General features: G+C 70.8%; 17 protein-coding genes and 1 tRNA gene. 12 read left to right on the top strand and 6 right to left on the bottom strand.

Annotated features, from left to right (window positions below; translation table 11 throughout):
* Window positions 1-141: 141 nt before the first annotated feature.
* Complete coding sequence (locus AC1DW8_RS06400; RefSeq protein WP_478092680.1) at window positions 142-1,125, bottom strand: helix-turn-helix transcriptional regulator; 984 nt, start codon at window positions 1,123-1,125, stop codon at window positions 142-144.
* A gap of 61 nt (window positions 1,126-1,186) precedes the next feature.
* On the opposite strand from AC1DW8_RS06400, the gene AC1DW8_RS06395 reads away from it, so the two are divergent.
* Together AC1DW8_RS06395 and AC1DW8_RS06390 are read left to right on the top strand one after the other, a co-directional pair.
* Complete coding sequence (locus AC1DW8_RS06395) at window positions 1,187-1,762, top strand: DinB family protein (RefSeq protein ID WP_478092675.1); 576 nt, start codon at window positions 1,187-1,189, stop codon at window positions 1,760-1,762.
* Between the two features lie 14 nt (window positions 1,763-1,776).
* Window positions 1,777-2,385 (top strand): DinB family protein, encoded by a 609-nt coding sequence (locus AC1DW8_RS06390; protein WP_478092672.1) that lies wholly within the window; start codon window positions 1,777-1,779, stop codon window positions 2,383-2,385.
* Between the two features lie 386 nt (window positions 2,386-2,771).
* Here the strand turns inward: AC1DW8_RS06390 and AC1DW8_RS06385 are convergent, their stop codons facing one another.
* Together AC1DW8_RS06385 and AC1DW8_RS06380 are read right to left on the bottom strand one after the other, a co-directional pair.
* Window positions 2,772-3,152 carry a GatB/YqeY domain-containing protein gene (locus AC1DW8_RS06385; RefSeq protein WP_478092671.1) on the bottom strand — a complete coding sequence of 127 codons (381 nt, stop codon included), beginning with the start codon at window positions 3,150-3,152 and terminating at the stop codon, window positions 2,772-2,774.
* Window positions 3,153-3,210: 58 nt separating this feature from the next.
* Window positions 3,211-3,948 (bottom strand): dienelactone hydrolase family protein, encoded by a 738-nt coding sequence (locus AC1DW8_RS06380; protein ID WP_442273784.1) that lies wholly within the window; start codon window positions 3,946-3,948, stop codon window positions 3,211-3,213.
* A 64-nt stretch (window positions 3,949-4,012) separates the two neighbouring features.
* Between AC1DW8_RS06380 and AC1DW8_RS06375 the strand changes: the two genes are divergently transcribed.
* The 3 genes from AC1DW8_RS06375 (at window position 4,013) to AC1DW8_RS06365 (ending at window position 8,430) form a co-directional block, all read left to right on the top strand.
* Window positions 4,013-4,888 carry a CPBP family intramembrane glutamic endopeptidase gene (locus AC1DW8_RS06375; RefSeq protein WP_478092668.1) on the top strand — a complete coding sequence of 292 codons (876 nt, stop codon included), beginning with the start codon at window positions 4,013-4,015 and terminating at the stop codon, window positions 4,886-4,888.
* A gap of 67 nt (window positions 4,889-4,955) precedes the next feature.
* Complete coding sequence (locus AC1DW8_RS06370; protein ID WP_478092666.1) at window positions 4,956-6,551, top strand: dolichyl-phosphate-mannose--protein mannosyltransferase; 1,596 nt, start codon at window positions 4,956-4,958, stop codon at window positions 6,549-6,551.
* A 280-nt stretch (window positions 6,552-6,831) separates the two neighbouring features.
* Complete coding sequence (locus AC1DW8_RS06365) at window positions 6,832-8,430, top strand: phospholipase C (protein ID WP_478092664.1); 1,599 nt, start codon at window positions 6,832-6,834, stop codon at window positions 8,428-8,430.
* Window positions 8,431-8,543: 113 nt separating this feature from the next.
* On the opposite strand, the gene AC1DW8_RS06360 is transcribed toward AC1DW8_RS06365, so the two are convergent.
* The 3 genes from AC1DW8_RS06360 to AC1DW8_RS06350 all read right to left on the bottom strand — a co-directional run bounded on the left by AC1DW8_RS06360 (window position 8,544) and on the right by AC1DW8_RS06350 (window position 10,359).
* A tRNA-Ala gene (locus AC1DW8_RS06360) sits at window positions 8,544-8,616 on the bottom strand.
* Between the two features lie 105 nt (window positions 8,617-8,721).
* Window positions 8,722-9,825 (bottom strand): peptidoglycan-binding domain-containing protein, encoded by a 1,104-nt coding sequence (locus AC1DW8_RS06355; protein WP_478092662.1) that lies wholly within the window; start codon window positions 9,823-9,825, stop codon window positions 8,722-8,724.
* A 132-nt stretch (window positions 9,826-9,957) separates the two neighbouring features.
* Complete coding sequence (locus AC1DW8_RS06350) at window positions 9,958-10,359, bottom strand: SHOCT domain-containing protein (RefSeq protein WP_056777920.1); 402 nt, start codon at window positions 10,357-10,359, stop codon at window positions 9,958-9,960.
* 427 nt (window positions 10,360-10,786) lie between these two features.
* On the opposite strand from AC1DW8_RS06350, the gene AC1DW8_RS06345 reads away from it, so the two are divergent.
* The 7 genes from AC1DW8_RS06345 to AC1DW8_RS06315 all read left to right on the top strand — a co-directional run bounded on the left by AC1DW8_RS06345 (window position 10,787) and on the right by AC1DW8_RS06315 (window position 17,378).
* The gene (locus AC1DW8_RS06345; RefSeq protein WP_156415619.1) at window positions 10,787-11,263 is read left to right on the top strand and encodes a hypothetical protein; all 477 of its coding nucleotides are present in this window, start codon (window positions 10,787-10,789) and stop codon (window positions 11,261-11,263) included.
* 28 nt (window positions 11,264-11,291) lie between these two features.
* Window positions 11,292-12,422, top strand: a complete 1,131-nt coding sequence (locus AC1DW8_RS06340) for a DUF4331 family protein (RefSeq protein ID WP_478092660.1) — start codon at window positions 11,292-11,294, stop codon at window positions 12,420-12,422.
* An 8-nt stretch (window positions 12,423-12,430) separates the two neighbouring features.
* Window positions 12,431-13,840: a Dyp-type peroxidase gene (locus AC1DW8_RS06335; RefSeq protein WP_478092658.1), complete on the top strand. Its 1,410-nt coding sequence runs from the start codon at window positions 12,431-12,433 to the stop codon at window positions 13,838-13,840.
* 21 nt (window positions 13,841-13,861) lie between these two features.
* The gene (locus AC1DW8_RS06330; protein ID WP_056777911.1) at window positions 13,862-14,725 is read left to right on the top strand and encodes an enoyl-CoA hydratase/isomerase family protein; all 864 of its coding nucleotides are present in this window, start codon (window positions 13,862-13,864) and stop codon (window positions 14,723-14,725) included.
* A 65-nt stretch (window positions 14,726-14,790) separates the two neighbouring features.
* Window positions 14,791-15,870 carry a sulfite oxidase gene (locus AC1DW8_RS06325; protein WP_478092655.1) on the top strand — a complete coding sequence of 360 codons (1,080 nt, stop codon included), beginning with the start codon at window positions 14,791-14,793 and terminating at the stop codon, window positions 15,868-15,870.
* Between the two features lie 40 nt (window positions 15,871-15,910).
* Window positions 15,911-16,741 carry a DUF72 domain-containing protein gene (locus tag AC1DW8_RS06320; protein ID WP_056826702.1) on the top strand — a complete coding sequence of 277 codons (831 nt, stop codon included), beginning with the start codon at window positions 15,911-15,913 and terminating at the stop codon, window positions 16,739-16,741.
* A gap of 121 nt (window positions 16,742-16,862) precedes the next feature.
* Window positions 16,863-17,378: an OsmC family protein gene (locus AC1DW8_RS06315; protein ID WP_056777900.1), complete on the top strand. Its 516-nt coding sequence runs from the start codon at window positions 16,863-16,865 to the stop codon at window positions 17,376-17,378.
* Window positions 17,379-17,384 lie beyond the last annotated feature (6 nt).

The following is a 17,384-nucleotide window of genomic DNA, read 5'->3' as shown; positions in this document are numbered from 1 at the left end:
CCCAACTCCGCGGGCGGTCTCAGATCGTCTGCGCAACACGGATGTCGTGTGGGACGGGGCGCTCACTCGTGTGGGACGGGGCGCTCACTCGACTGCGTGTGGTCGCGTATGCCGTCGGGCCCGACGAGCGCACCGGCCCGGTCAGCCGGTGGCGGGGTCTCCCACGGCGCGGAGCATCCGGGCCGCCTGCTCGCGCATGACCTCGCGCAGCTCCGGCGGGTCGAGCACGGTCATCTCCCACGGCAGGGCACCCAGGTGCATCGCCATCGCGCCGAGGTGGTTGCCGCCGGCCTCGAAGATGCAGCGGTCGGGGCCGTCTGCCGTCACCGTGCCGACCGATGGCGGGACCTGCTGGTCCACCGACGACTTCGGCGCCTCGATGCGCACTCGGGCGACGTGGTCGTACGCGTCGCGGCTGATCGCCCGCTGCACGTGCTCGGCGGCGTCGGGCGCGTCGTCGCGCGGGCGGAAGCGCCAGCCGCGGGTGTCGGCATCGGCCATCCGGTCGAGCCGGAAGGTGCGCCAGTCCTCGCGGTCGAGGTCGTAGGCGAGCAGGTACCAGCGGCGTCCGGTGGCGACGAGGCGGTAGGGCTCGACGCGGCGTTCCCCCGAACCGCGCGGGCCGGCATACGCGAAGGTGACCCGCTCCGTCTCGCGGCAGGCACGCGCGAGCAGCAGGAGGGTCGCCGCATCGACCTGCGCGGCGCCACCGTCGAGCGTCACGGTGGCCTCGTGGATGGCCTCGACCTGCGCGCGTAGCCGCCCCGGCAGCACCTGGTCGAGCTTGGCGAGCGTGCGCACCGCTGCCTCCCCGAGCCCTTCGACCGTGCCACCGGCCGCGAGCCGGAGGCAGACGGCGACGGCGACGGCCTCGGTGTCGTCGAGCAGGAGCGGTGGCAGGCGTCGCCCGGCGCCGAGCTGGTAGCCGCCACCGGCTCCGTGGGCGGCGTTGACGGGGTAGCCGAGGTCGCGCAGCCGCTCGACGTCGCGGCGCACGCTCCGGGTCGTGACGCCCAGGCGGTCGGCGAGCTCGGTGCCGCTCCAGACGGGTCGGCTCTGGAGCAGGTCGAGCAGGCGCAGCACGCGGGCCGTCGTGCCGGAGCCGCTGTCGGACGTCGTGGACATGGCTCGAGCATGCCAGCCTCTGCGGACAGGAACTGTCCTATATGGCTGGGAGGGTCGAGCCATGACCACGACACAGACCTCCATCGACTGGACCTCGGCCCTCGTCGACCAAGCCGCCCGGCACTGGACCAACCAGCTGCGCCCCCGCCTCGAGGGACTGACCGACGAGGAGTACCTCTGGGAGCCGACTCCCGGCGCGTGGAACGTCCACCCGCGCGGACAGGGCGCGACCGAGATCCAGGGCGGCAGTGGTGCGCTGACCATCGACTTCGCCCACCCCGAGCCCGTCCCCGCACCCGTCACGACGATCGCCTGGCGGCTCGCGCACATCGTCGTCGGCGTCCTCGGCGCCCGGGTGCACAGCCACTTCGGCGGCCCCGAGGTCGACTACCTCACCTTCGACTACGCCGGCACCGCCGACGAGGCCCTGGCCCAGGTCGACGCGGCCTTCGCCGCCTGGACCGCCGGCGCCCGGGGCTGGGACGAGGCCGCGCTCGCCGAGCCCTGCGGACCGAGCGAGGGTCCCTGGGCCGAGCACCCGCGCGTCGAGCTCGTCCTCCACATCAACCGTGAGCTCATCCACCACGGCGCAGAGATCGCCCTGCTCCGTGACCTCTACGCCCACCGCAACGACTGAGAGAAGGACCAGACATGGCAGCCCACGTCCCACCCGTCGCCGACGAGCGCGAGAGTCTCATCGCCTACCTCGACCAGCAGCGCGACGCCTTCGCCACCGTCGCGTTCGGCCTGACCGAGGAGCAGATCCGACTCGCACCGACCGCCGGCACCCTCAGCATCGGCGGCCTCGTCAAGCACGTCACCACGTGCGAGCGCGGCTGGACCGAGCGCATGGCTGCGGCGCCCGAGGCGCCGGGCCCGCCGGACCGGTCCCTCGAGGAGCAGGCCACCGCCTGGGGCGACGACTTCCGCGTCACCGACGGTGACTCACTCGAGTCGCTCCTGGCCGCGCTCGCCGCCCAGGGCGACACGACCCGCGAGGTGCTCCGCCGGGCCGACCTCGGAGCCGCTGTGCCGGTGCCGCGCGACGCCCCGTGGTTCCCCCAGGACGTCGACGCGTGGTCGGTGCGTTGGGTCGCGATGCACCTCGTCGAGGAGCTCGCCCGGCACGCCGGGCACGCAGACATCGTCCGCGAGTCGATCGACGGCGCGACGACGTACGAGCTCGTGGCCGCCCGGGAGGGCTGGCCCGAGACGCCGTGGCTCACACCGTGGAGGCCGGCCGAGCGGAGCAGCGCCTGACGCGAGTTCCGTTGCAGCACAACGCTTGCAGCACAAAGGCGAAGGGCCCTTGGGAGTATGAGTCTCAAGGGCCCTTCTGGTTGATCGGTCGATGATGACGCTCCCGATCGACTTCTCGTCGTCTCCGGTCCCGGCCGCCTCGTCACCCGGCTGCCGCAGTGGGTTGCCCCACCGTGTGGACCCTCGTCTCCGAGTTGTCCCGCTCTCCCCGAGGGGAGGGCGTGAGAGATTTCTATCCCGCACCGACGGGGTCCGCAAGGGCTTTCGCGAAACATTTCAGCGGTCCACAGGCGGGCGGCGTGTCGTCCACAGGAAGGGCCCGCTTCTCCACCGGTTGTACGCGTCGGTGCACAGCTTGTGCACCACCCCTGTGGACGGCGGGGGGCTCAGCCGCCGGCCCCGCCCGACTCGTCGAGAACGGCCCGCAGGAGGGCCACCCCCGCCGCCGCGTCCCGGGCCCGCTCGCGGTCCCCGGCGGACGCATACGCGGCCTCCGCCTCGACGAGCGACCGCACCTCGGCGGCCACGAGCGAGCGCTCGGTGGCGTCGTCGAGCCGACGACGCTCGGCCTCCGTCACCCCGAGCCCGACAGCCGCACCGGCCACGTCGGCCGACGTCGCGACGGTGTGGCCGTCGTCGACGGGCACGGCCTCGGCGTTCTCGATCGCGGCCACGGCGGTGCGCAGCACGCTGGCGGCTGTCCGGTCGCGCTCGCGCATGGCCGTCGTCAGACGGGAGCGCAGGACGGTGCGGAGTGCCGATGACATGCCGCGACGGTATGCCGCTGCCTACCTTGTGCGCCAAGGAGTTTCGCCCCGAATGAGCTCAGCCCGGCGGACGAAGGCGCTCTCGGAAGAAGTCGCGGACGGCCGCGACGGCCTCCGGGTGCTTGTGGTCCGTGAGCGTCGCGTGGTCGTGGCCGTCGAGCTCGACCGCGATGAAGCCGTCGCCGAGCTCACGACGCAGCGTCTCGAACCGAGTCCCGGTGGCCCAGTCACCGCGGTAGCGGACACCGAGCACCGGACACCCCTGCGCGACGCGGCGTCGCACCACCTCGAGGTCCGCAGCCGCCAGGTTGATGTCTGCGGCCCGCCGCCGTCCGAGCGGCAGCGGTGTCGCCGGCTGGGCGACGACGGGTGCCACCACGACGGGGTCGACCATCATCGCGAGCGCGAAACCACCGGTCACGCACATGCCGATCGCCCCCACTCCCGGGCCGCCCACGCGGAGGTGCAGGTCCCGCGCGAGGGCACGCAGCCACCCGGCAAGCGGTGCCGTGCGACCCGTCGCGAACATCGTGAACTCGCGGGTGACGCAGAGCCGCGGCACGACTCGCAGGGCCTCCCACGTGTGCGGTGGCGCGTGCGACGAGCCGAACAGGTGCGGCATCGTCACGGTGAAGCCGTCCTCGACGAGCTCGTCACCCAGCTCGATGACCTCCGGGGTCAGGCCCGGGCTCTCGTGCACGACGACGATCCCGGGCCCCTCGCCACGTTCGTAGACGGGGTAGGCGAAGCCGTCCGCGGTGAACTCCCCGCCTGCCCAGCCCGCCAGCAACGACATGCAAGGACCCTACGGCGGTCGGCGCTCCCGTGGGCCGAGTCCACCGCGCGACTACAGTGACGCCATGTCGAGCGACGCCGGTGCGGCACCGACCGAGGCCCCCGCCCACGGCGGCAGCGCCCTCCCGCGGTTCCTGTCCCGGCCGTCGCCACGGGACCCGGCCCCCGTCACCGACCCGGCCGAGCGGCGCGGTCTCCGCTGGGAGACGGTCCTCGTGCTCGGGGTCAGCCTCGGGTCATCGGCCGTCTACGCCGTCCTCAGCATCATCGAGAAGCTGACCCGCCCGGTCCCGCTGTCACAGCAGACGACGGCGATGAACCAGTCGGCCACGCCGGGACGTCCGTGGCTCGACCTCGCCTACCAGCTCGCCGGCATCGTCCTGCCCCTCGTCGCCGTCGCCCTGGCGCTCTACCTGCTCAACCACGTCCGGAGGCCGGCCGTCGACGTGCGCGCCGGCCACTTCGTCGGCCTCGACCGCCGCGAGCCCGGCCGTGACCTCCTCCGCGGGCTCGGGCTCGCCGCCGTCATCGGCATCCCGGGGCTCGGCTTCTACTTCCTCGCCAAGGCGATCGGCATCAACACCCAGGTCTCGGCCGCCAACCTCGAGGCGGTGTGGTGGTCGGCTCCCGTGCTCGTCCTCGCGGCCGTCAAGAACGCCCTCCTCGAGGAGGTCATCATGGTCGGCTACCTCTTCACGCGGTGGCGCCAGACCGGATGGTCGTGGCCGCTCGTCATAGGGCTCTCGGCGCTGATCCGTGGCAGCTACCACCTCTACCAGGGCTTCGGCGGCTTCGCCGGCAACATCGTCATGGGGCTCGTCCTGGGCCTCGTCTTCGTGCGCACCCGGCGCGTCATGCCGCTCGTCGTGTGCCATGCCGTGCTCGACACCGTGGCCTTCGTCGGCTACTCCGTGCTGCGGTCGCGCGGGGTCTCGATCTGACCGCCCCCGCCGGCCGCCGTCGGAGCGCCGCGCGGCCCACCCAGCCCCACTGCATACGATGTCGCCCATGAACTCGGCCAGACAGGTGCGCGCTCGCCTGCTCGGGGACCCGGCCGACGACTACCGGCTGACCCGCCGCACCGCCGGACGCATCGCGTGGCTCGGCTGGGCCGGGCCGCTCTTCTTCATGCTCGTCGGTGGCTTCATGCGCTTCTGGCACATCGGCGCCCCGCACCAGCTGATCTTCGACGAGACGTACTACGTCAAGCAGGGCTGGTCGATGGTCCTGTACTGGTTCGAGATGAAGAACGACGACGTGCTGCAGGAGGCCAAACAGGTCGACCAGCACTTCACCGCCAACGACCCGATGGTCTACGGCACCGAGGGCGACTTCGTCGTCCACCCACCCGTCGGCAAGTGGCTCATCGGCTGGGGCGAGGCGCCGTTCGGCATCCTCAACTCCTTCGGCTGGCGCTTCGCCGTCGCGCTCGCCGGCACGATCTCGATCTTCATGCTCGGTCGCATCGCTCGTCGGCTCTTCCGCTCCGACCTCCTCGGCACCGTCGCGGCCGCGCTCCTCGCCTTCGAGGGCCACCACTTCGTCCACTCGCGCACCGGCCTGCTCGACATCTTCGTCATGTTCTTCGGGCTCGCCGCCTTCGGCGCGCTGCTCATCGACCGCGACAAGGCGCGGGAGGTGCTGGCCCGCACGGTCGGTGACCGCGCCCGGGCCGCGACCTCGTGGATGGGGCCGTGGCTCGGCTGGCGTCCGTGGCGGTGGGTCGCCGGCATCATGCTCGGGCTCTCGGCCGGCGTGAAGTGGTCGGGCCTCTACTTCCTCGTCTTCTTCGGGGTGCTCACCGTGCTCTGGGACGTCGGGGCCCGCCGGGCCGCCGGCGTGCGCGGCTGGTCGGCCGGCGGCATCGTCAAGGACGGGCCGTACGCGTTCGTGCAGCTCGTCGTCACCACCGTCGTCACGTACGTCGCGAGCTGGACCGGCTGGATCCTCACCAAGGGCGGCTCGTTCCGCACGTGGGCGCAGAACAACCCCGACACCGACTACGGCTGGCTGCCCGACTGGTGGCGCTCCCTCTGGGCCTACCACCAGCAGATGTACGCCTCGACGCAGGCGATCACGAGCTCGCACCCGTACCAGACCAACCCGTGGTCCTGGCTCATCCAGGGGCGGCCCACCTCGTTCTTCTACGAGGGCCCGAAGAAGGGCGCCGACGGCTGCATCGTCGACCAGTGCAGCAAGGCGATCACCTCGATCGGCACCGTCTCGATCTGGTGGGGCGCGACGCTCGGGATCTTCGTCCTGCTCTTCATGTGGGCGCTGCACCGCGACTGGCGCGCCGGCGCGATCCTCTGCGCCCTCTTCGCCGGCTACCTGCCGTGGTTCTTCCTCGGTGACCGGACGATCTACTCCTTCTACGAGGTCGCGTTCGTCCCCTACGCCGTGCTCGCCTGCGTCTACGTCCTCGGGCTCGTCGTCGGCGGCCGCGACGCCTCCCTGACGCGCCGCCGTATCGGCTACGGGCTCATGGGTGCGTTCGTGCTCGTCACCATCGGCCTCTTCGCGTTCTTCCACCCGATCTACGTCGCCGACGTCATCCCGTTGTCGGAGTGGCAGGCTCGGATGTGGTTCCCCAGCTGGGTCTGAACCCGCGCGGGCCGGCCGTCGCCAAGGTGGGACGTCTGCCGGAGGCGCCGGTCCTCGGCCGCAACCGGTCAGTGCACGATCCGGACGTTCGGGGCAGAACGGTCTACCCTGAACGGTGCACCATCGTTCATCTGACCCATCCCTCGGACCCACCGTCTGCTAGAGGTACGGCCGGCGCCCACGCCCGTTTCGGGAGCAGGTGAGGAGACCCCTCATCTGCGGACGAGAGCGCGGAAGACCGCTCCCCAGAAGCGCGCTGTCCCTTCTCAAAGGAGTCCTGATGACGTTCTCTCCCCTAGGCCGAGCTCACGCGCCAGTCGCGGCGGCGGTCGGCCTCCTCGCCCTCCTCGCTGCGTCGGGGCCGACCACGGCCTCACATCCCCTCGTCGCGGACGCGGGTGCGGTCTCCGAGGTGCACCCGGTCGCAGCCCGATCGCACCCGGCCACGGCCACGCCGGTCGAGCACCTCGTGGTCATCTACCAGGAGAACGTCTCCTTCGACCACTACTTCGCCACCTACCCGCAGGCCGTGAATACCGCCGGTGAACCCTCGTTCCGACCGGCACCCGGCACGCCGAGCGTCAACGGGCTGGGCGTCTCCCTGCAGTCGCCCAACAACCCCAACTCCGTCCAGCCGTTCCGTCTGGCCCGATCCCAGGCACAGACCTGCGACCAGGACCACAACTACAAGGACGAGCAGCTGGCCTTCGACCACGGGCTGATGGACAAATTCGTCGAGACCGTCGGCCGAGGTGCCGGCGTCTGCGCCGACTACGGCCACGGCAAGGGTCTGGTCATGGGCTACTACGACGGCAACACCGTCACGGCGCTCTGGAACTACGCGCAGCACTTCGCGATGAGCGACAACCACTTCAGCAGCACCTTCGGGCCCTCCACGCCTGGTGCCATCAACCTCGTCTCGGGGCAGACCCACGGGTTCAGCCCGGACGGCGGGGCGGTGCCGGCCGCCAGTGGCACCATGATCGGCGACCCCCAGCCGAAGGGCGACATCTGCGACACCCGCGACACCAGCTCGTCGGTGGACCCCCGCAATCGAAACATCGGCGACCTGCTCAACGCCCAAGGAGTCAGCTGGGGCTGGTTCCAGGGAGGCTTCGCCGACTGCGCGGCCTCGCACACCGACGCCGGCGGGGTCGTGAGCAAGGACTACATCCCGCACCACGAACCGTTCCAGTACTACGCCAGCACGGCGAACCCCGACCACACGCGTCCGACGTCGACGGCCGAGATCGGACACGCCGGACCCGCCAACCACCAGTACGACCTGACCGACTTCTGGTCCGCCGTGCGAGCTCACAGCCTGCCCTCGGTCAGCTTCCTCAAGGCGGCCGCCTACCAGGATGGGCACGCCGGATACTCCACGCCGCTCGACGAGCAGCGCTTCCTCGTCGAGACGCTCAACCAGCTCCAGAAGTCGTCCCAGTGGGAGCACACCGCCGTGGTCATCGCCTACGACGACAGCGACGGCTGGTACGACCACCAGATGTCGCCGATCGTCAACCAGTCCCGGGAGGCCAATGATGCGCTGACCGGGCCCGGCGCCTGCGGCACCAACCCTGCCCGGATCGCCGGCGGCAACCTGGACCGGTGTGGCTACGGTCCACGGCAGCCGCTGCTCGTCATCTCGCCGTTCGCCAAACGCAACTTCGTCGACCACTCGGTCACCGACCAGACCTCGATCCTCAGGTTCATCGAGGACAACTGGAACACCGGGCGGGTGGGCAACTACTCCTTCGACGAGAAGGCCGGACCCCTGAGCAACCTCTTCACCTTCCGGACCCCCGGAGACGACGGCCACGGCGCCCGCGCCCCGCGCCTCACACTCGACCCGGAGACCGGTCAGCCCAAGGCCCTGTGACGAGCCCGTTCCGTGGTGAAGCCGAGGGGAGCCGTCGCTCCGTCTCCTCCCGAATCCCCATCCACAGATGGCAGAAGGCCGGACGACGATCATGTCCGGCCTTCTGCCATGTGTGGAGCTGAGGGGATTCGAACCCCTGACCTTCTCATTGCGAACGAGACGCGCTACCAACTGCGCCACAGCCCCTTGGTGCGAAGGAACGATAACACCACGCCGACCGGCATACCCAATCGACCCGCGCCCGCAGAGCGTGGTGGATCGTCGGCACCCAGCGCCGGCAAAGCACCGCGACTAGGACGTCGCGGACGCCCTCGGCGTCGCCGCTGACGGCGTCGGCGCCGTGGACGTCTCAGACCCAGAAGGGCTTGGCGAGGGCGTCGGCTTGCCGGCCTCGGCGATGGCCTTCTCGAGCGCGGCGACCGTCGCGGCATCGACCGTCCCGGTGGCCGGGACGTCGAGCTCGGCCTGGAACTTCTTGAGCGCCTCCGTCAGGGCAGGTGTCCACCGTCCGTCGACGGGACCGTCCCAGAAGCCGGCGAGCTTGAGGGTCTGTTGCACGGCGGCCGTCGACGCGAGCTCCTCCTGCGCGGCCGCGCCTCCCTTGGCCTGCAGGTCGGACTGGAGGGCCTCCTGCGTCGCCTTGTCGACCGTGCCGGTGACCGGCAGTCCGTGGGCCTTCTGCAGCGCCTGCACGGCGTCGACCGTCGACGGCCCGTACACGCCGTCGACCTTGCCGGTGAAGTACCCGGCCTCGCTGAGGGACTTCTGCAGCGTGGCCGTGTAGTCGTGCACCGCCGTCTGGGCGGACTTCTGCGCCTCGTCGGTCAGACACCCTGCGTCGGCGAACAGGGCCAGCCACGACATCTCGAGCGCCACTGCGGCGGCGTTGAACTGCTGGGAGGCCTGGCGCAGGGGCGTCTGAGCGCCGATGCCCTGCTGGGCTGCCGTGAACTCGGTCTCTGCCTGCGTGACCCGGTTCACCGTCGCCGGCGGCACGGTCGGTGTCGGGCTCTGGCTCGCCGCCGGGGTCGTGGCGCTCGACGATGACCCAGCCGTGGTGTTCCCCGCGGCCGCGGCTACCTGGGCGGCCGCCAGCTCCTGCTCTGCCGTCACCACCGCAGCCTGGGCGTCGACCGCGGCCGTGGCGGCTGCGGTGGCGTCCGCACGCGGCTGCTCGAGGTCGGCACCTGCCGTCTGCACGTCCCCCACCGTCGGGGCCGTCGCCGTCAGCACGTCCCCGTAGCGGTCGACCGCCGTGACGTAGTCGGCCGCCGTGGTGCAGAAGTGCGCCGCTGCCGCCGCGGCGTCCGTCCGTGCCCTGGCCAGCGCTTGCTCCTTGACGGACACCCGCGCATCGGGCAGTGCCGTCCCGGTGCTGCAGGCGACAAGCGCCATCGCGATCGCCACCGCGCAGCCCCCGACGCGGACCCGACTCCGGCGACGCGCGCCGGACGGACGCCCTCCGACCCCAGTGCGGTCGGAGGTGTCGGACGGGCCGGTCAGGGGCAGCACGGCGGCTCACCCACGTCAGGCCAGCGCCTTGGCCTTGAGAGCGTCGAACTCGTCCTGGGTGATGGTCCCGGAGTCGAGCAGCCCCTTCGCGCTGGCGATCTGGGCCGACGGGCTCTCCGCCGCCTGCGAGCCGGCCGCCTGACGGATGTACTCGTCCTGCTGGGCCTTCATCTGGGCCATCTCCGTCATCTGACGCTCGGTCATGCTGCGCCCACGGGCGATGAGGTAGATCAGCGCGCCCAACCAGGGCACGAGGATGAGCAGAACGGCCCAGCCCGCCTTGCCCCAGCCGCTGAGCTCGCGGTCACGGAACAGGTCGAAGATGCACCGGAACCACACGGTGATCGCGGCGATCCAGATGAAGAACCAGAAGCTCCACAGCAAGACGTCCCAGAAGTTGTTCGTGATGTTGTCCATGTCAGTCCCCTCGGTGCGGTGTAGCGGTGATCAGGGCGCTGACGTGCGCCGTTGACCTCAGCCTGCCCACGGAGCCGGCGAGGTGCCTCAACCGCTGAGGGTGAACCGTTCCGACGAAAACCGGCTGGAACTGCCGGCCTCCCCCAGCGTGCCCGGCCTCACGTTCCCCCCGACGTGCTGTCCGGGGCTGCCATCTCACGTGCTCTTTCATACTTTGGGGGTGATGTTCACCCCGCGCTCAACCGTGACGGTGGGATCGGTGGGAGGGCTCTCGTGGGGCCCCGGGCGGCGAGTGGACCGAATGACACCGTTCGCTCGGGGCAGCACGACACCGGACAGAAGCCACACGAGAGACAGGGCATCGGTAATGGGTTCCGACACAAGTTCCAGGCCGGGCGTCAGCGTCGGTCCCACCAGTGAGTTCAGCTTGTTCTTCCACGTCAAGCCGGGACACGGTGAGGCTCTCCACCAGGCCCTTCGGGACCTGCAGGACGCGCCCGGCTACCGGCCCGGCGACTACGAGATGCCGATCGCCTCCATCCACGAGGCACGCTTCGTCCCCTTCGACGACGACACGCGGCTTCTCTTCGCCACGAGCTTCGACGGGCCCTGGGACGCGTACATGGAGGACTTCGCGTCGAAGCCGCTCAAGCTCTTCGACTCGATCTTCCAGCACGTCGTGGGCTACGAGGGGCTCCCGTCGTTGCAGGCGGTCAAGGACTTCATCCTCAGTGCCCAGCAGACCGCCGGTGGCTACGCCCGCAACTACGGCGGCACGGTGAAGCAGATCCGGAAGGCCATCACGGTCAACGACGCGTTCCAGGAGGTCCTCGACGACCCCGGGGCAGCCGACGCCTTGCAGCACCCAGCGCTGCGACCGCTGCTCGACGTGGCCGCGGACTAGTCGACAGCCCTACCTCGGGAGCGAATGCATGTCCGACCACATCTCCGGCCCGCGCGCGCTGGCCGAGCCGATCGCCGACATCACCGACGTGTACGCCTTCCCGAGCCCGCAGCGGCCCGGACGTCTGGTGCTCGTCATGAACACGCTGCCGTTCGCCCAGCCCGGCGATCACTTCTCGGACGGGCTCATCTACCGGTTCCGCCTGCGCCAGCTCACGGCCCGCGCCGGCGGCGGCCCCAGACTGTTCGACATCGCCGAGCGCGAGGTCACGGTCGACGTCGTCTTCGACGAGCCGGACGCGGAGGGTCCGCACGCGCAGGACGGCGTGGTCCGCACCTCGGGCGGCGTCAGCCAGTCGTTCCGTGCCGGGGAGCGGAGCGGCGGCTCCACCGACCCGTTGCGCGTCTTCGCCGGCGTCCGCTGGGACCCGTTCTTCATGGACGCTCCTGCCGCGTTGAAGACCATCGCCACCGGGGAGCTCAGCTTCGCGCAGCCCGGGACCATCTTCCTCGACGGCAAGAACGTCCTCAGCATCGTCGTCGAGCTCGACGTGGCCACCCTCCTGGGCGCGGATGTCGCTCTCGTGGGCGTCATCGCGGAGACCCTGACCCGCGGCAGGTTGAACGTCCGCATCGAGCGCGTCGGCCGGCCCGAGGTCAAGAACCTCATGCTCGCGCCGAAGCAGTTCGACCAGGTCAACCGCGACCTCGAGATCCGCGACCTCTACAACATGGAGGACGGTTTCCACCTCGCCGAGGGGTACAAGGCCGCCTACCGGGCTCGACTGGACGCCAACCTCGCCTTCTGGGACGGCCTCGACGGCAAGGCGGACTGGTCGGTCGACGAGAGCGGAGCGCATGCCCTCCGCGGGGTCATGCTCGACGACTTCCTCGTCGTCGACGTCAGCAAGCCGTACGCGGAGCGTGGCTCCTTCTTCGAGATCGAGCGAGCACTCATGAACGGGGAGGCGCACCGCACCTGCGGTGGGCGCGCCCTCAACGACGACGTGATGGACACGATCTTCACCCTGCTCGTCACCGCCGGCCTCGGGCCCGCCATCAGCGACGGCGTCGATGGGGCGAGCATGCCTGCCTCGACATCCTTTCCGTATCTCGCCGACCCGAACCCGGAGCCACCTGTGCCGCCGGCGCACATCTAGGTCGGGCCGTGAACCCGCCGACGCCCGCCTCCACCACGAGCGCCTCCCCGGGGGCCGGGACCGCCGAGACGACCGGAGCGCCCGCGGGGCCCCCGCTCGAGATCGACGACATCCAGGGCGGCGCGCTCTACGAGCGGCCCTCGCCGTACGTCGGCACCTACCTGCTCCTCCAGATCCATGAGGCCGCCGACGGGCGGGAGCTCATCCGACGGCTGCTCCCTCTCCTGGAGCCGGGGCCGGCCTCCGCAGCACCGCGGTCCGGCGCCTGGTTGACCGTGGCGTTCACCTACGAGGGCCTCAGGGTGCTCGGTGTCCCGGAGGAGTCGCTGGACAGCTTCGCCCCGGAGTTCCGGGAGGGGATGGCGGCCCGCGCGGCCGAGCTCGGTGACGTCGGCGCGAGCAGCCCCGAGCACTGGGAGAAGCCTCTGGGCACCCGTGCTGTGCACGTCGCGCTGGCCGCGCTCGCCCCCGATGCCGCCGACCTCGAGTCGGTGGTGGCTCGAGCCCGCCACGCGCAGGAGGAGATCCCGGGCGTCGAGGTGATCTGGCGCCAGGACTGCTACCAGCTGCCCACCGGACGCACGTCGTTCGGCTTCAAGGACGGGATCGGGCAGCCCGCCGTGGAAGGGGTGGGGACGCCGACCACGAACCGCGGGGAGCCGCCCATCAAGGCGGGCGAGTTCATCCTCGGCTACCCCGACGAGACCGGCGGCCTCGCCCCCGTGCCGACCCCGGAGGTCCTCGGCCGCAACGGCACGTACATCGTCTTCAGAAAGCTGCACACCCGCGTCGCCGCCTACCGCCAGTACCTCCGCGACAAGGCGAGGACCCGTGAGGAGGAGGCCCTGCTCGGCGCCAAGATGGTCGGGCGGTGGCAGAGCGGAGCGCCGCTCGTCCTCTCCCCCGACGAGGACGACCCCGAGCTCGGCAGCGACGCCGGCCGCAACAACGACTTCGGCTACACCTCTGACCTGCGCGGCTTCAAGTGCCCCGCCGGAGCCCATGCCCGACGCGCCAACCCGAGGGACTCGCTCGACCACGAGATGAGCGTCGACGTGCGGCTGCACCGCATGATCCGCCGGGGTACGAGCTACGGTCCGATGCTGCCCGACGGTGTGCTCGAGGACGACGGCGAGGACCGGGGGATCATCTTCGTCTTCGCGGGGGCGCACCTCAAGCGCCAGTTCGAGTTCGTCAAGACGCAGTGGCTCAACGACGGGATCTTCATCGGCGCGCCCGCCGAGAAGGACCCCCTCGTCGGGGCGACCGACGGGTCCGGCGCCTTCACCATCCCGCAGCACCCCATCCGTCGCAGGTTGCCGGACGTGCCGCCCTTCGTGGTCACCCGGGGCGGCGAGTACTGCTTCGCCCCGGGGCTGCGAGCGCTGCGGTGGCTCGCCGAGCTCCCTGAAGACTGATCAACCGAACGAGGAGAGCGCATGTCCGACACGACCGGCACCGACCGCTGGAAGGCCCTTGACTTCGCGCCGCCTCCCCCCGACGAGGACGCAGCCGAGCCCTCCGTGCTCGTCGAGTACGTGGCCGGGGACACCGTCGCCGTGATCACCCTGAACAGGCCGCTCGCCGACAACGCCATCACGACCGAGATGGGCGCACGCCTGACCGAGGTGCTCGAGACGATCGCCGTGCGGCCTTCCATCCGCGTCGCCATGATCACCGGCGCCGGTGAGCGGGCCTTCTCGGTCGGCAGCGACCTGCGCCAGCGCCAGAGCATGACGAAGGAGCAGTGGCTGCGGCAGCGGCAGGACTTCGACCGCACCCTCTACACACTCCGCCAGCTCCGCAAGCCGATCTTCGCCGTCGTCAACGGGATCGCGTACGGCGGCGGGTCCGAGATCGCCCAGAGCACGGACTTCATCATCGCGTCGGAGAACGCCACCTTCGGCCAACCCGAGGCCATGATCGGGCTCTCGGCCGGAGGCGGCTCACCGGCCCTGCTCCCCCGCCTCCTGCCACGGGGACGGGCCCTGCAGATGCTCCTGACCGGAGACCCCGTCACGGCGCACGAGGCCCACCGGATCGGGATGGTCAACGAGCTGCACCCGCAGGCGGACCTCATGTCCCGCGCGCTGGCCATCGCGGAGAAGATCGCGAGCAACTCGCCGACCGCCGTCCAGGCCGTCAAACGTGCGGTTCACCTGGGTGAGGGACAGCCGATCGAGCAAGCCGTCGCCATCATGATGGACGCCCACTGGCGGTCGGCCGTGCACCCCGATCGGGTCGAAGGGATCGGCGCCTTCAACGAGAACCGAGACCCCCACTTCCAGGACTCGGACTACTGACCGAGCCGTGATCGACACCCCTGCTCGACCCCCTGATCGACCCCCTGATCGACGAGGAGCCCACCATGCTGGTTGACGACAGTCTCCGACGAGCCCGGTCCGCGCTGACGATGATCCACCAACAGCCGTTCAACGCCGAGGCCCCACCCGAAGGGCTGACGGGCGACACCACCCCGACGGAGCAGCACTACGTCCGCAGCAACTTCGCACTGCCGGAGCACGACGGCACGCTCGAGATCGGTGGCGCCGTGGGCTCTCCCACGACGCTCACGCTGGACGACCTGCGCGCCCTGCCGTCCGTCGAGCGGGCCGTCACGCTCGAGTGCGCGGGAAACGGGCGGCTCGAGACGCGGCCGCTGCCCGCGGGAGAGCCATGGGGGGCGTATGCCGTCTCCACCGCCGTGTGGACGGGCACCTGGCTGCGCGACGTGCTCGAGCGGACGCAGCCCGATCCCGCCGGCGTGGAGGTCCGTTTCGAGGGCGCCGACAGCGGCTCCTACCTCCTCAACCCGGTGCTCGCCCAGACCGTGAAGTCCGACCTCACGTTCGTCCGTTCGCTGACCCTCGAGCACGCTCTCGACCCGGCGGCGGAGATCCTCATCGCCTACGAGATGAACGGACACCCGCTCGGTCGCGACCACGGGGCGCCGTTCCGGATCGTCGTACCAGGCTGGTTCGCCGTCGCCTCGGTCAAGTGGCTCAAGAGGATCGACGTCGTCACGGAGCCGTTCGAGGGCGAGTTCCAGACCGGGCACTACGTGTACGAGTGGCCGGATCGTCCCCACGAGCGGGTGACGACGATGCGCGTGCGGGCACGCGTCACCGACCCGGCGCCGGGGGCGGTCCTCACGCCGGGCACCCACGTGATCCGCGGGAAGGCCTGGTCGGGCACCGGGCCGGTCACGAACGTCGACCTCAGCTTCACCGGCGAAGGTGACTGGAGCCCTGCCGTGGTCGAGGCCCCCCAGGGGCCGCACCAGTGGCAGAGCTGGGCCTACGAGTGGGACGTCGCCCTGCCGGGGCGGTACAGCATCCGCGCCAAGGCGACCGACGCCGCAGGCAACGAGCAGCCGGACGTCCCACCGTGGAACCGGCTCGGATACGGGAACAACGCCGTCGAGGTGTCCTACGTCGACGTGCGCTGACCGCGGGCACCCGCGGCCGCCTCGTGGGTAAGGGACGGACATGCCCCACGCAAGGATCGGCGTCTCCGGCTGGCGCTACCCGTCGTGGCGCGGCGACTTCTACCCGAAGGGTCTTCCCCAGCGGCTCGAGCTGACGTATGCCGCCGAGCGGATGACGTCGATCGAGGTGAACGGCTCCTTCTACTCCCTCCAGCGTCCGAGCTCGTATGCCGCGTGGCGGGCTGCCGTGCCCGACGACGTCAACTTCGCGGTCAAGGGTGGGCGCTTCATCACCCACATGAAGGCGCTGCGCGACGTCGAGACCCCGCTGGCCAACTTCTTCGCCAGCGGGGTCCTCGCGCTCGGCCCCCAGCTCGGCCCGGTGCTGTGGCAGCTGCCGGCCCGCATCGAGTTCGACCCGAACCGCGTCCGGAGCTTCCTCCAGCTGCTGCCACGCTCGACGGGCGAGGCCGCGCGGCTGGCCGAGAAGCACGACGACAAGCTCAAGGAGGACCGCATCCTGACGACGTGCGAGGTCGACGTCCCGATGCGGCACGCCCTCGAGCCGCGTCACGACAGCTTCGACACCGAGGAGGCCCGGGCGCTCTGCGCTGAGTACGGCGTCGCCATGGTGATCGCCGACAGCGCAGGCACGTGGCCCGTCATGGACGACGCGACGAGCGACTTCCGCTACGTGCGGCTGCACGGCGAGACCGAGCTCTACGCCAGCGGCTACACGGACGAGTCCCTCGACCGGTGGGCGCGAACCTGCCACCACTGGATGGAGCAGGGGCACGACGTCCACCTCTACTTCGACAACGACGCGAGAGGTCACGCGCCGCACGACGCGGTGGGCCTCGTCCGGCGGCTCGGGCTGTCCACGGTCGCCTGAGCCTGAGCCGTGGACGTAGGTCGATGCGTCCGCGCGGAGACCACGCGGCATACGGTGTCGTCACGAGAGTCCTCGGACGACGGGAGACAGTCATGACCGAGCAGCACGCGGGTGAGGCGCCGTGAACCGCGACGAGCTCCGGGCCGCGCAGGAGCCCCTCAAGGCCCGCTACCGCGAGGACCCGGGCGCGGCCCTGCACCCGGTGTCGGCGAGCGCCGTCTTCGGCGAACCGGTCACGGTCGAGGTGCGCACCGCCGCCGGGGCGGTCCGCGCCGGGCTGCACCCGGCCGCGGGCGGCGACGGGTCCGATGCGTGCTCGGGCGACATGCTCATGGAGGCGCTCGTCGCGTGCGCCGGGGTGACGCTGCACGCCGTGTCGGTCGCGTTCGGCGTCGACCTGCGCGAGGTGGAGGTTCGGGCGGAGGCGACGTTCGACGCGCGCGGCACGCTCGGTGTCGACCGGACGGCACCGGTCGGGGTCCTCGGCCCGAGGGTCGTCGCCGAGGTCACGACGGACGCCGACGACACCACCCTGCAACGGCTCGCGACCGCCACGGAGCGCTACTGCGTCGTCGGCCAGTCGCTCCGGGAGCCACCGACGATCGAGGTGCGGCGCCGGGCGCCGCGGGACCGATAGGTTCGT

It is taken from the genome of Terrabacter sp. P2_E3, assembly GCF_056403915.1.
Note: the sequence above shows the minus strand (reverse complement) of the source record. Positions and strands in the feature narration are given on the sequence as shown.

Excerpts from the sequence above, each read along its gene's own strand:
- AC1DW8_RS06370 (WP_478092666.1), top strand. The coding sequence starts at position 4,956 with ATGAACTCGGCCAGACAGGTGCGCGCTCGCCTGCTCGGGGACCCGGCC.
- AC1DW8_RS06340 (WP_478092660.1), top strand. The coding sequence starts at position 11,292 with ATGTCCGACCACATCTCCGGCCCGCGCGCGCTGGCCGAGCCGATCGCC.
- AC1DW8_RS06320 (WP_056826702.1), top strand. The coding sequence starts at position 15,911 with ATGCCCCACGCAAGGATCGGCGTCTCCGGCTGGCGCTACCCGTCGTGG.
- AC1DW8_RS06355 (WP_478092662.1), bottom strand. The coding sequence starts at position 9,825 with ATGGCGCTTGTCGCCTGCAGCACCGGGACGGCACTGCCCGATGCGCGG.
- AC1DW8_RS06385 (WP_478092671.1), bottom strand. The coding sequence starts at position 3,152 with ATGTCATCGGCACTCCGCACCGTCCTGCGCTCCCGTCTGACGACGGCC.
- AC1DW8_RS06380 (WP_442273784.1), bottom strand. The coding sequence starts at position 3,948 with ATGTCGTTGCTGGCGGGCTGGGCAGGCGGGGAGTTCACCGCGGACGGC.
- AC1DW8_RS06330 (WP_056777911.1), top strand. The coding sequence starts at position 13,862 with ATGTCCGACACGACCGGCACCGACCGCTGGAAGGCCCTTGACTTCGCG.
- AC1DW8_RS06400 (WP_478092680.1), bottom strand. The coding sequence starts at position 1,125 with ATGTCCACGACGTCCGACAGCGGCTCCGGCACGACGGCCCGCGTGCTG.
- AC1DW8_RS06390 (WP_478092672.1), top strand. The coding sequence starts at position 1,777 with ATGGCAGCCCACGTCCCACCCGTCGCCGACGAGCGCGAGAGTCTCATC.
- AC1DW8_RS06350 (WP_056777920.1), bottom strand. The coding sequence starts at position 10,359 with ATGGACAACATCACGAACAACTTCTGGGACGTCTTGCTGTGGAGCTTC.
- AC1DW8_RS06375 (WP_478092668.1), top strand. The coding sequence starts at position 4,013 with ATGTCGAGCGACGCCGGTGCGGCACCGACCGAGGCCCCCGCCCACGGC.
- AC1DW8_RS06325 (WP_478092655.1), top strand. The coding sequence starts at position 14,791 with ATGCTGGTTGACGACAGTCTCCGACGAGCCCGGTCCGCGCTGACGATG.
- AC1DW8_RS06365 (WP_478092664.1), top strand. The coding sequence starts at position 6,832 with ATGACGTTCTCTCCCCTAGGCCGAGCTCACGCGCCAGTCGCGGCGGCG.
- AC1DW8_RS06395 (WP_478092675.1), top strand. The coding sequence starts at position 1,187 with ATGACCACGACACAGACCTCCATCGACTGGACCTCGGCCCTCGTCGAC.